Source organism: Cupriavidus sp. 94F1 (genome assembly GCF_057798875.1).
Map to the genome: position 1 here is coordinate 481,586 of NZ_JBYOJT010000001.1, position 14,072 is coordinate 495,657.

The 14,072-nt window shown below is 67.9% G+C and carries 13 protein-coding genes; 7 read left to right on the forward strand and 6 right to left on the reverse strand.

Translation table 11 applies throughout. The features are described 5' to 3' along the window. Nucleotides 1-89 precede the first annotated feature (89 nt). Complete coding sequence (locus AC3FJ6_RS02185; protein WP_488770503.1) at nucleotides 90-1,631, reverse strand: aminotransferase-like domain-containing protein; 1,542 nt, start codon at nucleotides 1,629-1,631, stop codon at nucleotides 90-92. An 84-nt stretch (nucleotides 1,632-1,715) separates the two neighbouring features. Between AC3FJ6_RS02185 and AC3FJ6_RS02190 the strand changes: the two genes are divergently transcribed. The 7 genes from AC3FJ6_RS02190 (at nucleotide 1,716) to AC3FJ6_RS02220 (ending at nucleotide 7,219) form a co-directional block, all read left to right on the forward strand. After that, the gene (locus tag AC3FJ6_RS02190) at nucleotides 1,716-2,393 is read left to right on the forward strand and encodes a VOC family protein (protein WP_488770504.1); all 678 of its coding nucleotides are present in this window, start codon (nucleotides 1,716-1,718) and stop codon (nucleotides 2,391-2,393) included. Between the two features lie 33 nt (nucleotides 2,394-2,426). Then, nucleotides 2,427-3,143: an alanyl-tRNA editing protein gene (locus tag AC3FJ6_RS02195; RefSeq protein ID WP_488770505.1), complete on the forward strand. Its 717-nt coding sequence runs from the start codon at nucleotides 2,427-2,429 to the stop codon at nucleotides 3,141-3,143. Next, nucleotides 3,140-3,781, forward strand: coding sequence for a LysE family translocator (locus tag AC3FJ6_RS02200; protein WP_488770506.1), 642 nt, complete (start codon nucleotides 3,140-3,142; stop codon nucleotides 3,779-3,781). The genes AC3FJ6_RS02195 and AC3FJ6_RS02200 overlap by 4 nt, the downstream gene beginning before the upstream one ends. A gap of 16 nt (nucleotides 3,782-3,797) precedes the next feature. Continuing rightward, on the forward strand, nucleotides 3,798-4,769 hold the full coding sequence (locus AC3FJ6_RS02205) for a DMT family transporter (protein ID WP_488770507.1): 972 nt from the start codon (nucleotides 3,798-3,800) through the stop codon (nucleotides 4,767-4,769). Nucleotides 4,770-4,782: 13 nt separating this feature from the next. Beyond that, nucleotides 4,783-5,235, forward strand: coding sequence for a RidA family protein (locus AC3FJ6_RS02210; protein ID WP_488770508.1), 453 nt, complete (start codon nucleotides 4,783-4,785; stop codon nucleotides 5,233-5,235). Between the two features lie 113 nt (nucleotides 5,236-5,348). Continuing rightward, nucleotides 5,349-6,536 (forward strand): aminotransferase-like domain-containing protein, encoded by a 1,188-nt coding sequence (locus AC3FJ6_RS02215; RefSeq protein ID WP_488770509.1) that lies wholly within the window; start codon nucleotides 5,349-5,351, stop codon nucleotides 6,534-6,536. Between the two features lie 38 nt (nucleotides 6,537-6,574). Next, nucleotides 6,575-7,219: a glutathione S-transferase family protein gene (locus AC3FJ6_RS02220; protein ID WP_488770510.1), complete on the forward strand. Its 645-nt coding sequence runs from the start codon at nucleotides 6,575-6,577 to the stop codon at nucleotides 7,217-7,219. 69 nt (nucleotides 7,220-7,288) lie between these two features. Here AC3FJ6_RS02220 and AC3FJ6_RS02225 read toward each other — a convergent pair whose 3' ends face one another. From AC3FJ6_RS02225 to AC3FJ6_RS02245, 5 genes are all read right to left on the reverse strand, one after another. Beyond that, nucleotides 7,289-7,819 carry a chromate transporter gene (locus AC3FJ6_RS02225; protein WP_488770779.1) on the reverse strand — a complete coding sequence of 177 codons (531 nt, stop codon included), beginning with the start codon at nucleotides 7,817-7,819 and terminating at the stop codon, nucleotides 7,289-7,291. Continuing rightward, the gene (locus AC3FJ6_RS02230) at nucleotides 7,819-8,397 is read right to left on the reverse strand and encodes a chromate transporter (RefSeq protein WP_153945480.1); all 579 of its coding nucleotides are present in this window, start codon (nucleotides 8,395-8,397) and stop codon (nucleotides 7,819-7,821) included. The genes AC3FJ6_RS02225 and AC3FJ6_RS02230 overlap by 1 nt, the downstream gene beginning before the upstream one ends. Before the next feature lie 228 nt (nucleotides 8,398-8,625). Beyond that, on the reverse strand, nucleotides 8,626-10,956 hold the full coding sequence (gene parC, locus AC3FJ6_RS02235; RefSeq protein WP_488770511.1) for a DNA topoisomerase IV subunit A: 2,331 nt from the start codon (nucleotides 10,954-10,956) through the stop codon (nucleotides 8,626-8,628). A gap of 129 nt (nucleotides 10,957-11,085) precedes the next feature. Next, a complete protein-coding gene (locus AC3FJ6_RS02240; protein WP_488770512.1) occupies nucleotides 11,086-11,895 on the reverse strand; it encodes a lytic transglycosylase domain-containing protein in 810 nt (269 codons plus the stop codon). Between the two features lie 26 nt (nucleotides 11,896-11,921). Next, on the reverse strand, nucleotides 11,922-13,916 hold the full coding sequence (locus tag AC3FJ6_RS02245; RefSeq protein ID WP_488770513.1) for a DNA topoisomerase IV subunit B: 1,995 nt from the start codon (nucleotides 13,914-13,916) through the stop codon (nucleotides 11,922-11,924). Between the last annotated feature and the right edge of the window lie 156 nt (nucleotides 13,917-14,072).

The window sequence follows — 14,072 nt, forward strand, 5'->3', positions numbered from 1 at the left end:
CAAGGTGCCCGGCCCCGTGTATCCGGAGCGGGTCGATGGCGCAGGAAATAGGGACGGGACGGGGCGATTTCAAGCCCCCGCCCGGTGGATCAGGTGCCGGCGCCGGCCGGCAGGCCCGACAGGCGCTCCATCTGGCCGGCCAGGAAGCGCAGCATGCCCGGATCGGTGCTGCTGGCCACATTGAAGCGGGTCCAGGTGGACGGCATCTGCGACGGCGAGAACAGGCTGCCCGGCGCGAACAGGTAGCCTTCCTCGTGCCCTGCCGTCGCAATGACATTGGTATCCACGCCGGTATCGGCCCACAGGTACATGCCGGCCACCTGCCCCGGGAAGATGCGCAGGCCCAGCCGCTCGAGCTGCTCGCGCGTCGCGTCGCGGGCACGGTCCAGCCGCACCCGCACGCGCTCGGTGTGCTTGCGGTAGTGCCCCTCGGTCAGCACCTTGTAGACCACGCGCTCGTTGATTTCGGGCGTGGCCATGCCCGTCACCAGCTTGCTGTCGGTCAGGGTCACGGCCAGGTCCGGGCTGGCGGCGATAAAGCCCACACGCAGGTTTGCGGCCAGCGTCTTGGAAAAACTGCCCAGGTAGATCACCCGCCTGAGCTGGTCCAGGCTGGCCAGCCGCGTGGCCGCATGGCCGGGCGGGCACAGGTCGCAATAGATGTCGTCCTCGACGATCGTGAAGCCGTACTGCTCGGCCAGTTGCAGCAGCCGGAACGCCCGCGCGGCGGACAGCGACGTGCCCGTGGGGTTGTGCAGCACCGAATTGACCACCACCAGCTTGGGCTGATGCGCCTGGGCGATACGCTCCAGCGCCTCCAGGTCGGGGCCATCGGCCGTGTAGGGCACGCCGATCACATTGGCGCCCTGCGTGGCAAAGCGGGCAAACATCACGAACCAGGCCGGGTCGCCGACCACCACGGTATCGCCCGGATGCAGGAACTGACGCGCGATCAGGTCGAAGGCCTGCGTGATGCCCGATGTCATCACGATCTGGTCCGGCGTGACGCCGATTTCGAGTTCCTCCAGCCGGGTGCGCAGTTGCTGCCGCAGCGGCAGGAAGCCCATGGGGGTGCCGCTGGACAGGAAATGGCCGCCCGGCTGGCGCCCCAGGCTGCGCATGGCGCCGGACAGCAGTTCGCCATCGAGCCATTCCGTGGGCAGGAACCCCCAGCCCGGTGCCTTGTGGCTCTCGGCCGAGTGGAACATGCTGCGCAGCAGCCAGGTGACGTCCACATTGCGGATGGACGGGGACGCCAGCGGCGCCGCTGCCGGATGCGGCACGCGGTCGCGCACATAGAACCCCGACCCCCGGCGCGATTCCAGGTAGCCCAGGGCCACCAGGCGCTCGTAGGCTTCCACCACGGTAAAGCGCGAGATGCCTTTTTCCGACGCCAGCTGGCGGATCGACGGCATCCGCATGCCCGCCCGGAATACCCGCTCGTCGATGCGCAGCCGCGCCCATTCGGTCAGCTGCTCCACCAGCGTCATCTGGGCCGACGGTATGGGATCGGGCAGGTGGGGATGGCCGGCGGCCGGCATCACCAGCCGCAGCGGGCGCGTACCGCCGCCCGAAGTGACATTCGAGGCACTATCATTGCCGCCCTGGCGATTCTTCTGGCTGCCTTCCATGTGGCGCTCCCGCAACTGTACTGAAGACGATTTGCTGAACTGTATCGGTACTGTACCGACAAGCTTGACTACCATCAACCAACGATGAAACTCGCCATTGACCACCTCGTGATTGCCGCCCCCGACCTGGAGTCGGGTGCCGAGCATGTCGCCCACCTGCTTGGCATCGCCCCGCAAGGCGGCGGCGCCCATCCGCGCATGGGCACGCACAACCGCGTGCTGGGGCTGTTTGGCGGGATGTACCTCGAAGTGATCGCGATCGACCCGGCCGCGCCGGCCCCGGATCGCCCGCGCTGGTTCGGGCTGGACAGCGACCTGATCCAGCAACGGCTGCGCGACGGCCCGTTCCTGGCGCACTGGGCGGCCCGCGTGGAGCGCCCGGCCGACCTGTCGCGCTGGCAATCGCAGTACCCGGATCGCATCGCGCCGGCCATCCCGATGGATCGCGGCGCGCTGCACTGGCGCCTGACCGTGCCCGACGACGGCAGCCTGCCCGCGTGGCGTGGCGAGGCCGCCAGCGCCGGCGATGGCCTGTTTCCGACGCTGATCCAGTGGGACGTGGCGAGCCACCCGGGCGTCAGCCTGCCGCGCCAGGACCTGGCCCTGCGCCGGCTGCGCGGCCAGCATCCGCATGCGGAACTGCTGCGGCAGGGGCTGGCGTGGCTAGGCGCCGCACACCTGATCGAGATCGACCAGACCGATGGGCCGCCGCTGCTGACGGCCGACATCGACACCCCAGCGGGCGTCAAGACCCTGCGCTGATCCCCAAGACAAGACACACCCAAGGAGCCCCCGATGTCCGCCACCACCGCCAAGCGTTTCGACGACGACGCGTATCTCGATCACTGCCAGGCCACCGTGGTGGCGGTGAGCGACGCGGGCATCGAACTGGACCAGACCGTGTGCTACGCGCGCAGCGGCGGGCAGGCCGGCGACACCGGCACGCTGCATACCGCCGACGGCCGTGTGGTGGCGCTGGCCGATACGGTCTACGCCGATGACCGCACCCGCATCCTGCACGTGCCCGCCCCCGACGCGCCCGCGCTGGCCGTTGGCGACCGCGTGGAGGTCAGGATCGACTGGGCGCGCCGCCACCGGCTCATGCGCCTGCATACCTGCCTGCACCTGCTGGGGTCGCTGATCCCGGTGCCGGTCACCGGCTGCAGCATCTCGCCCGATTCGGCACGCATCGACTTCGACCTGCCCGAATCGACGCTCGACAAGGCCGTGCTGACCGCACAGCTCAACGCGCTGATCGACGCGAAGACGCCGGTCAACATCGACCGCATCACGCCAGAGCAACTGGCCGCCCAGCCCGACCTGGTGCGCACCATCGGTGCCGCGCCGCCGGCCGGCACGTCGACGATCCGCATCGTCGACATCCCCGGCGTGGACCGCCAGCCCTGCGGCGGCACGCACGTGGCCAACACCGGCGAGATCGGCGCGATGGTGGTGACCAAGATCGAGAAGAAGAGCCGCACCAACCGGCGCGTGGTCGTCAATTTCGCATGAGCGGCGTGGAAACCTGGCTCACGGGCCTGTCGATGGCCCAGTTCCTGGCATTGGTGACGCTGCTGGCCGTGGGCGCCTTCACGCCCGGCCCGAACACCACCGTGGCGGCCGTGACCGGCGCCAATTTCGGCCTGCGCGCCACCTTGCCCCATTGCATCGGCGTGTCGGTGGGCTTCGCCAGCATCATCGCGCTGTGCGCCACCGGCGTGGGCGCGCTGATTCTGGCCAGTCCGATGCTGGCGGCAGCCATCCGCGTGGTGGGCGTGCTGTACCTGCTCTGGCTGGCGCTGCGCATCGCGCGCAGCACGTCGCTGGCCGAAAAGAACGTGCTCAAGCCGATGAACGTCTGGCAATCGATCGCCATGCAGTTCGCCAACATCAAGGCGTGGATGATGGCGCTGGCCGTGGCCGCGTCCTATATGGATAACGCGCCGTCGCTGGGCCAGCGTGTGCTGCTGGTCAGCACGCTGTTCGCCACGTTCGGCTTCTTCAGCAACGGCGCCTATGGCGTGCTGGGCGCGTCCCTGCGGCAGTGGCTGATGCAGGGCAACCGCGTGCGCTGGTTCAACGGTGCGATGGGGCTGGCACTGGCGCTGACCGCCCTGTGGATGGCCGTGGCCGCCGCACACCCGCACTGATGGTCCCCGGATTGCCATGAGCCAGAACCCCTCCCCTCATTCCGGCGGCATGCTGCTGGGCTTTATCGGCGTGGCCATCTTCAGCCAGACGCTGCCGTTCACGCGCATGGCCGTGGCCGAGCTGGATGCCACGTTCGTGGCGCTGGCCCGGGCCGTGGTCGCGGCCGCGCTGGCCCTGGCGTTGCTGGCGGCGCGCGGCGCGCTGGCGCCGTCGAAGCGCCCGCGCGGGCGCCAGTGGCTGCGGCTGGCGGTGACCGCGCTGGGCGTGGTGGTCGGCTTTCCGGTGTTTTCGTCACTGGCCATGCGCGAAGTGCCGGCCGCGCACGGCGCCATCGTGATCGGCCTGCTGCCGCTGGCCACGGCCGTCTTCGCGGCATGGTTCGGCAACGAGCGCCCGTCCGCCGGCTTCTGGCTGTCGGCGCTGGCTGGCAGCGCGCTGGTGGTCGGCTTTGCCCTGTGGCAGGGCGCGGGCGGGCTGCAGCACGCCGACTGGTTCCTGTTCCTGGCTGTGGTGCTGGGCGCACTCGGCTATGCCGAAGGCGGCAAGCTATCGCGCGAACTGGGCGGGCTGGAGACGATTTCCTGGGCGCTGGTGGTGTCGCTGCCGGTGCTGGTGCCGGTGGTGGCGTGGCTGACAGTTGGGCACGCGGACGACATTGCCGCCGCGTCGCCGCGCGCGTGGGCCGGCATGGCCTATGTGTCGGTGTTCTCGATGTTCATCGGATTTCTGTTCTGGTACGCCGGGCTTGCAAAAGGCGGCGTGGCCCGCGTAGGCCAGATACAATTGCTCCAGCCGTTCCTCACGCTGGCGGGCGGCGCCGTGATCCTGGCCGAGCCCCCCGATGCCGCCACCGTCGCTTTTGCAGTCGCGGTGATCGCCGTGGTGGCCCTGGGCCGACGCGCCGCCGTGCGCAACACCGCACCCGCCGCGCCACCGGCCGCCGTGGCCGGAGAAACGCCCCCCGTTCTTCCAGGACGCATTCACTGACAGGAGTCACCGCATGTCCGTCTACGACACCCTTGCCAAACTCGGCGTGGAACTGCCCACCGCCGGCGCCCCGGCCGCTGCCTATGTGATGGCAGCGACCACCGGCAACACCGTCTTCCTGTCGGGCCATATCGCCCGCCGCGACGGCAAGCCCTGGGCTGGCAAGCTTGGCAAGGATATCGATACCGCCGCCGGCCAGCAGGCCGCGCGCAGCATCGCCATCGACCTGCTGGCCACGCTGCACGGCCATATCGGCGACCTGAACAAGGTGAAGCGCATCGTCAAGGTGATGAGCCTGGTGAACTCCACGCCGGAATTCACCGAACAACACCTGGTCACCAACGGCTGCTCCGAATTCCTGGTCGAAGTGTTCGGCGAGAAAGGCAAGCACGCCCGCAGCGCCTTTGGCGTGGCGCAGATTCCGCTGGGCGCCTGCGTCGAGATCGAGATGATCGTGGAGATCTGAGGCAGCCCCCTGCCTGACCTGACGTACCAGACCGACCAGACTGACCAGAACGACCAGAGACATGGCCGGGCCCCCGGGCCCGGCACCTGAATTCCCCCACCACGAGATCAATCATGAAATGGGCCATCTCCCGCCGGGCGCAGCAACTGACCAGCTCGGCCATCCGCGAAATCCTGAAAGTCACCGAGCGTCCGGAAGTCATTTCGTTCGCCGGCGGCCTGCCCTCTCCGGCGTCGTTCCCGGTAGCGGCCATGGAAGCGGCGGTGGCCCGTGTATTCGCCGATAACCCCCAGGCGGCCTTGCAGTACGCGGCCACCGAAGGCTACCTGCCGCTGCGCGAATTCGTGGCCAGGCGCTACAACGTGGGGGTCGAGCGCGTGCTGATCACCACCGGTTCGCAGCAGGCGCTGGACCTGATCGCCAAGATCATGATCGACCCGGGCAGCCCGGTGCTGGTGGAAACGCCCAGCTACCTCGGCGCGCTGCAGGCGTTCTCGCTGTTCGAGCCGGAATTCGTGTCGATCCCGTCCGACGACCGCGGCCTGATCCCCGAGGCGCTGACGGCCGAACTGACCGCCAACGCGCGCTTCCTGTACGCGCTGCCGAACTTCCAGAACCCCACCGGCCGCCGCCTGCCGCTGGAGCGCCGCCAGGCGCTGGTCAAGCGCGCGCAGGAACTGGGCATCCTGCTGGTGGAAGACGATCCGTACGGTGAACTGAGCTACACCGGCAACACGCTGCCGACGCTGCTGTCGATGAACCCGGACGGCGTGATCTACATGGGTTCGTTCTCGAAGATCCTGGCGCCGGGCATGCGCCTGGGTTTCGTGATCGCCCCGCCCGAGCTGCACTTCAAGCTGTGCCAGGCCAAGCAGGCCTCTGACCTGCACACGCCGACCTTCACGCAGCGCATTGCCTACGAGACGGTCAAGGACGGCCTGCTGGACAGCCACATCCCGACCATCCGCGAACTCTACGGCAAGCAGTGCGCCTGCATGCTGGACGCGCTCAAGCGCCACATGCCGGCTGGCGTGACGTGGAATGCGCCCGAAGGCGGCATGTTCATCTGGGTGGAACTGCCCGAAGGCCTGAACAGCATGACGATCCTGGAAGAAGCCGTGCGCCGCAACGTGGCCTACGTGCCGGGCGCGCCGTTCTACGCCGGCAACCCGCGCATGAACACGCTGCGCCTGGCCTTCGTGACGGTGCCGCCGGAGCGCATCGAACAGGGCGTGTCGATCCTGGGCGAGCTGTTCCGCGAAGCCATCGCCAAGGCTGCCCCGCAACCGCGCGCGGCGTGAGGATGATGGCCAACATGGATCTGGAAGAGCCGCAAACCATGCTTCGCATCTGGGGCCGCCTGTCGTCGATCAACGTGCAGAAGGTGGTCTGGTGCGCGCGCGAGCTGCACCTGGACCACGAACGTATCGACATCGGCAACCACAAGGGCGAGCTTGACGCCGAAGCATACGTCCGCCTGAATCCGAACCGGCTGATTCCGGTGATCGAGGATTTCCGCGACACCGACGTGGCCGGCGAGCCGTTCGTGCTGTGGGAGTCGAATGCGATCGTGCGCTACCTGTGCGCCCGCTATGGCGAAGACACGCTGTGGCCATCGGACGTCAAGGCGCGCGCATCGGCCGACCGCTGGATGGACTGGCAGACCACCACCTTCAGCCCGGCCATGGTTCAGGCTTTCCTGCAGATGGTCCGCATCCCCGAAGACCAGCGCGACCAGGCCGTGATCGACAAGTCGTGCGAGCGCACCGAGCCGCTGGCGCAGATGCTGGACGCCGCGCTGGCAGACCGCGAGTTCATCGGTGGCGACCGTTTCACGATGGCCGACATCTCGCTGGCCTGCGCCGCGCATCGCTGGTTTGGCACGCCCGTCCCGCATGCGCCACGGCCCAACCTGGAACGCTGGCTTGCCGCCATGCGTGCCCGCCCGGCCGCCCTGAGCATCCTGGTGCTGCCGCTGAAGTAGATCATTGCGCCTGCTTGTGGCCGTGGTGATGCGCTCCCCTCTCTCACGCGGGAGAGGGGAGCCATACCACTACACCAGCCCCAGCAACCCCGCCCCCGCACCGAGGGCCACCAGCAGCAGCGGGTGGATCTTCGTCTTCAGCATCAAACCCACTGTCAGCAGCGTCACCGCCACAGCCGTCCAGGTATGGTCGACGCTGGTGGCCAGCACCCATCCCGTGGACATCAGCAGGCCGATGGTCAGCGCCGACAGGCCGCGCTTGATCAGCACCGGCCAGACCGCGTGTGGCGCGCGTCCGGCGAAGTATTCGAAGCCCAGCGCGATCACGCTGGACGGGCCGCAGATGCCGAGCATCGACGCGAAGGCGCCACCCGCGCCGGCCACCTGCCAGCCTAACAGCGCCACGAACAGGATGTTCGGCCCCGGCGATGCCTGCGAGATGGCGTAGAGCGCGGCGAACTGCTCGTCGGTCATCCAGTGGTTGGCCTCCACCAGATACCGGTGCATGTCAGGGATCACCGTGCCGCCGCCGCCCACGGCCAGCAACGACAGCATGCCGAAGTGTCCCAGCAGGTCGCGCAGGATGTCGGGCGATGCCATCATGCCCCCTTGCGCATGGCGCGGTATTCCAGCACCAGCGCCACGGGCACCAGCACGGCCATGACCGGCAGCAGCGGCCAGCGCAGCCAGCCGATGGCCAGGAACGCCGCCACGCCCACGACGAGGGCGCGCACCGAACGCGACTGGCTCTGCGCCAGCTTCACGCCCGTCGACAACACCAGGCCCGCCGCGACGGCCGTCATGCCGGCCAGCATCTGCCGCACCTGCGGCACGTCCTGGTAGCGCAGGTACAGGCCCATCGCGCACAGCACCACCACCATCGGCACGAACACCAGCCCGCTGAACGCCGCCAGGGCGCCGCGCAGGCCGGCGAAGCGCAGACCTAGCATCAACGCCAGATTGATGACGTTCGGCCCCGGCAGTACCTGTCCCAGACTGAGTATTTCGACGAAATCACGATCGTTGAGCCAGCGGTTGCGCTCCACCACCGAGCGCCGCACGAACGGCAGCACGCCGCCGAAGCCGGACAGCCCCATGCGGGCAAACTCGAAAAACAGGGTACGGGCGCTGGGAGGCGGGGCGAGCGTCGGCTCGACAAGCAGGGGCGTGGAGGACATGACCGTGACGGTGATCGCCTGCCGTGCGGAATGGGCAGGGTGCCGACATGGTACGGCAGATACTGGCCGCCTGGCTGACGCGAGGCATCACGAAACGGCAAGAGGGGGTCGCGGTTGGCGATGGCAGCCTGGGTGACCGGTGACCGGTGACCGGCTCCCCTCTCCCGCGTGCGGGAGAGGGGAGCGAACCCGCAGGGGTTCGGACTGGGATAGTCCTTGCGCGTCCGCTTACTCCGGCGCCTTCACCGGCTCCAGCTTCACATCCTTCAGGCGCGGCTCGATGGCCTTGCCCTTGCGGGCGCGCTTGCCCACGTACGGCAGCAGCGTCTTGCCGGCCAGCTTCTGCGGCGGCAGCTTGCCGCCGCGCACGCCGGTGCCCGAGATCATCAGGCCAGGCGCGCCCACCGGCACGGCCTGTTCCAGCGCTTCCTTCGGCTCCAGTTCCATGAGGATCACGCCGCGGCCGCCGGCCGACAGCACCTTGACCTCGTCGAGCCCCACCAGCAGCAGGCGGCCATTGGCCGAGAAGCACGCCACATGCGTGGCTTCGTCGCCAACCGGCGCCGGCTGCAGGATGGCGTCGCCGTCGTCGAGCGTGATGAACGCCTTGCCGCCCTTCTGGCGGCTGATCATGTCGCCGACCTTCGTGACAAAGCCATTGCCGCCGGCCGTGGCAATCAGCATGCGCTGCTCGGCGCCGCCCGCGAACGTGTGGGCGATCTGCGAGCCTGCGGCCAGGTCGATCAGCGTGGTCACCGGCACGCCATCGCCCCGCCCGCCCGGCAGGCTGGAGACGGCCACCGAGTAGACCCGGCCATTGCTGCCGAACGCCAGCATGGTATCGACCGTGCGGCACTCGAACGTGGCGTAGAGGCTGTCGCCCGCCTTGAACGTGAACTGCGACGGATCGTGGCCATGGCCCTGGCGCGTGCGCACCCAGCCCTTGCCCGACATGATCACCGTCACCGGCTCGTCGATCACCTTCACCTCGGCAGCGGCGCGGGTGGCTTCCTGGATCAGCGTGCGGCGCGGGTCCTTGTCTTCGGGGCTGTACTGCTTGGCGTCCTGCTCGATCTCCTTGATGATCTTGCGACGCATCATGGTCTCGGACTTCAGCAGCACGTCCAGCTCAGCCTGCTCGTCTCGCAGTTTCGCCAGTTCCTGTTCGATCTTGATCGCTTCCAGCCGTGCCAGCTGGCGCAGGCGGATTTCCAGGATGTCCTCGGCCTGCCGGTCGCTCAGGCGGAACGCCTCGATCAGCGCCGGCTTGGGGTCGTCGCTTTCGCGGATGATGCGGATCACCTCGTCGATGTTCAGCAGCACCAGCATCCGCCCTTCCAGGATATGGATGCGGTCTTCCACCTTGTTCAGCTGGAAGCGCGTGCGGCGCGTGACGGTGGCGAAGCGGAACTCGATCCACTCGCGCAGGATTTCCTGCAGGCCCTTCTGGCGCGGACGCCCGTCGGTGCCGATCATCACCAGGTTGATCGGCGCGCCCGACTCCAGGCTGGTATGCGCCAGCAGCGTCTGGATGAATTCCTGCTGGTCGGTGTTCTTGCTCTTGGGCTCGAACACCAGCCGCACCGGCGCGTCCTTGCCCGATTCGTCGCGCACGGCGTCCAGCACGGCCAGCATCGTGGTCTTGAGCTGGGTCTGCTCGGGCGTCAGCGCCTTCTTGCCGGCGCGGATCTTCGGGTTGGTGATTTCCTCGATTTCCTCGAGCACCTTCTGCGCCGACGTGTTCGGCGGCAGTTCGGTCACCACCAGCTGCCACTGGCCGCGTGCCATCTCCTCGATGGTCCAGCGCGCGCGCACCTTCAGGCTGCCGCGGCCGTTCTCGTAGATCTGGGCGATTTCCGACGCGGGCGAGATGATCTGGCCGCCGCCCGGATAGTCGGGGCCCGGCATGATCGCGAGCAGTTCGGCCAGCGAGATGTTCGGGTTGCGGATCATCGCCACGGCCGCGCCAGCCACCTCGCGCAGGTTATGCGGCGGGATTTCGGTGGCCATGCCCACGGCAATGCCCGATGCACCGTTCAGCAGCACGAACGGCAGACGCGCCGGCAGCAGCTTGGGCTCTTCTTCCGAACCGTCGTAGTTGGGCAGGAAGTCCACCGTGCCCATGTCGATCTCGTCGAGCAGCAGGCGCGAGATCGGGGTCAGGCGGGCTTCGGTGTAGCGCATGGCCGCCGCGCCGTCGCCGTCGCGCGAGCCGAAGTTGCCCTGGCCGTCGATCAGCGGATAGCGCAGCGAGAAGTCCTGCGCCAGGCGCACCAGCGCGTCATAGGCCGACTGGTCGCCGTGGGGGTGGAATTTACCGAGCACCTCGCCGACCACGCGGGCCGACTTCACGGGCTTGGCGTCGGCGCGCAGCCCCATGGCCGCCATCGCATAGAGAATGCGGCGCTGCACGGGCTTCTGGCCGTCCGCCACTTCGGGCAGGGCGCGCCCCTTGACCACGCTCACGGCGTAATCCAGGTAGGCGCGCTCGGCGTACCGCGCGAGCGTCAGCGAATCGGCCGGCTCTTCGGGCCGAAAAGTAGTATCTGCTTGATCCATGGTTGGCAAGGGTTCGGCATGCCGGGCGCAGGCGCCGGACATCCCGCTTGTTTGCGGTCAGCGTGGGATTCTAAAGGAAGTGGATGACGATGCCGCCGGAAATAGCGCCCGGAAACCGGACAGACGGCATCAGGGCATCGGCCGGCGACCGCCGCCGATCACCATGCGCACGCGGTCTGCCGCCACGCCGGTACGGATCACGCCGCCCGCCGCCGGCTGGTACAGACGGTAGAACTCCAGCACGGTGCTCACGTACTGGCGGGTCTCGGGGTAAGGCGGGATCTGGTTGTTGTAACGCTGCACCGCGCCTTCGCCGGCGTTGTACGCGGCCAGCACCAGTTCCAGGTTGTTCGGGAACAGCTCCATCAGGAAGCGCAGGTAGCGCACGCCCGCCGAGATATTGAGCCTGGGGTCGGCCAGCTTCTGCTCCACCGTCCGGCGGCCGTCCGCGGCAATGCCGAAGCGCGTGCCGGTATCGGGAATGACCTGCATCAGCCCGATGGCGCCCTTGGGCGATACGGCCGCCGGATTGAAGCCGCTTTCCACGGCCATCACGGCCTTGACCAGCGCCGGGTCCACGTTCTGGGCCCCGGCCACCTGCGCGATGATCGGATCGACCGTGCGCAGGTTCGGGTGGTTGAGCAGGTACTGGAACAGCTTGTCGCGCGACGGGCCGGTCTTGTCCGGCAGCGTGATCACGCCCCGGTGGCCCAGGTTGCCCGAATCGAACTGGCCGCCGTCCTTCATGAACAGCTTGTAGCGGTCGTCGAGCTTCGTGTCGGCGAAATGGGCCACGCCCTCGCCGTCGATATAGCCCCACAGCGCCGCATGGGCCGGCGCCGCGATGCCGAACGTGCCGAGCACGGCCAGCGTGCCGGCCAGGCGCTTCGCCTGTGCCTGGAGCCGCCTGATCCGCTGTTGCCCTGCTCGTTCCTGCATCGCCGTTCCTCCAGATCTGGGTGCCGTCAGATGTCGGCCACCACCTCGTTGCCCTTCTCTTCGAGCCAGGTCCGGCGCTGCGACGCCTCGCCCTTGCCCATCAGCATGTTCATCATGGTAACGGTCTGCGGCAGATCGAATTCGCCCAGCGCCACCGGCAGCAGCCGGCGGGTGTCCGGATTCATGGTCGTTTCCCAGAGCTGCTCGGCGCTCATCTCGCCCAGGCCCTTGAAGCGCGAGATCTGCCACGCGCCGTCCTTGACGCCGTCCTTGAGCAGCTTGTCCTGGATGGCTTCCAGTTCGCCCTCGTCCAGCGCGTAGAGCTTCTGCGCGGGCTTCTTGCCGCGAGCCGGTGCATCGACCCGGAACAGCGGCGGACGCGCCACGCAGACATGGCCCAGGTCGATCAGCTTCGGGAAGTGGCGGAAGAACAGCGTCAGCAGCAGCACCTGGATGTGCGCGCCGTCCACGTCAGCGTCGGACAGGATGCAGATCTTGCCGTAGCGCAGGTTCGACAGGTCGGGCTCGTCGTCCACCCCGTGCGGGTCCACGCCGATGGCCACGGCGATGTCGTGCACCTCGTTGTTGGCGAACAGGCGGTCGCGCTCGGTTTCCCAGGTGTTCAGCACCTTGCCGCGCAGCGGCAGGATGGCCTGGAATTCCTTGTCGCGGCCCATCTTGGCCGAACCGCCGGCCGAGTCGCCCTCCACCAGGAAGATTTCGTTGCGGGTGACGTCGGTCGATTCGCAGTCGGTCAGCTTGCCGGGCAGCACGGCCACGCCGGAGCCCTTCTTCTTTTCCACCTTCTGCGCGGCCCGCGTGCGGGCCTGGGCCTGGCGAATCACCAGCTCGGCCAGCTTCTTGCCGTAGTCGACATGGTGATTCAGCCAGAGCTCCAGCGCCGGGCGGCTGAAGGTGGACACCAGGCGCACGGCGTCGCGGCTGTTCAGCCGTTCCTTGATCTGGCCCTGGAATTGCGGGTCCAGCACCTTGGCCGACAGCACGAACGACGCGCGGGCGAACACGTCCTCGCTCATCAGCTTGACGCCCTTGGGCTGCAGCGAGTGCATCTCGATGAAGCTCTTCACGGCCAGGAACAGGCCTTCGCGCAGGCCGGACTCATGCGTGCCGCCGGCCGGCGTGGGAATCAGGTTCACGTACGACTCGCGCACCGGCGCGCCTTCCTCGGTCCAGGCGACCACCCACGACGCGCCCTCGCCTTCGGCAAACCCTTCCTCGCCGGCGTTCTTGTCCGGGTCGGCAAAGTGCTCGCCCTCGAACATCGGGATCACCAGCTCGGCGCCGCTGCCCTGGGCCAGGGCTTCCACCAGATAGCCCTTCAGGCCCTGCTCGTATTGCCAGACGGTCTGCTCGCCGGTCTTTTCCAGCACCAGCGTGACCTTCACGCCGGGCAGCAGCACCGCCTTGGAACGCAGCAGGCGCTGCAGTTCGGCCATCGGAATCGCAGCCGAATCGAAATATTTCGCGTCCGGCCACACCTGGACGCGCGTGCCGTTCTTTTTTTCGCCGCGCTCGATCTTGCGCGATGCCAGCGGCCGGGTGACTTCGCCGCCGTGCTCGAAGGTCAGCGTGGACTGCAGGCCGTCGCGCCAGACGGTGACGTCCAGGCGCGTGGCCAGCGCGTTGGTGACAGACACGCCCACGCCGTGCAAGCCGCCCGAGAACGCGTAGGCGCCGCCCTTGCCCTTGTCGAACTTGCCGCCCGCGTGCAGGCGCGTGAAGACGATCTCCACCACGGGCACCCCTTCTTCCGGGTGAATCCCCACCGGAATACCGCGGCCGTCGTCCTCCACGCTGATGCTGCCGTCCTTGTGGAGCGTGACCAGGATCTCTGTGCCGTGGCCACCCAGCGCCTCGTCTGACGCGTTGTCGATCACCTCCTGCACGATATGCAGGGGGTTGTCGGTACGGGTGTACATGCCGGGGCGCTGCTTGACCGGCTCCAGGCCCTTCAGGACCCGGATGGAAGATTCGCTGTACTGACTGGTTTTGCTCGCCATGGAGTCGATACGGATATTGGACTTGCCGGCCGTCGGCGGCCGGGATGCGCTGCATTGTAATGGATGGCCGTGGCAGCCATCCTTTTTGAAAAACCCCAGAAATTCGTAGTCCGGCACAATTCCGGTGCCCGGCTTACACTAGGCGCCGACCCCCAC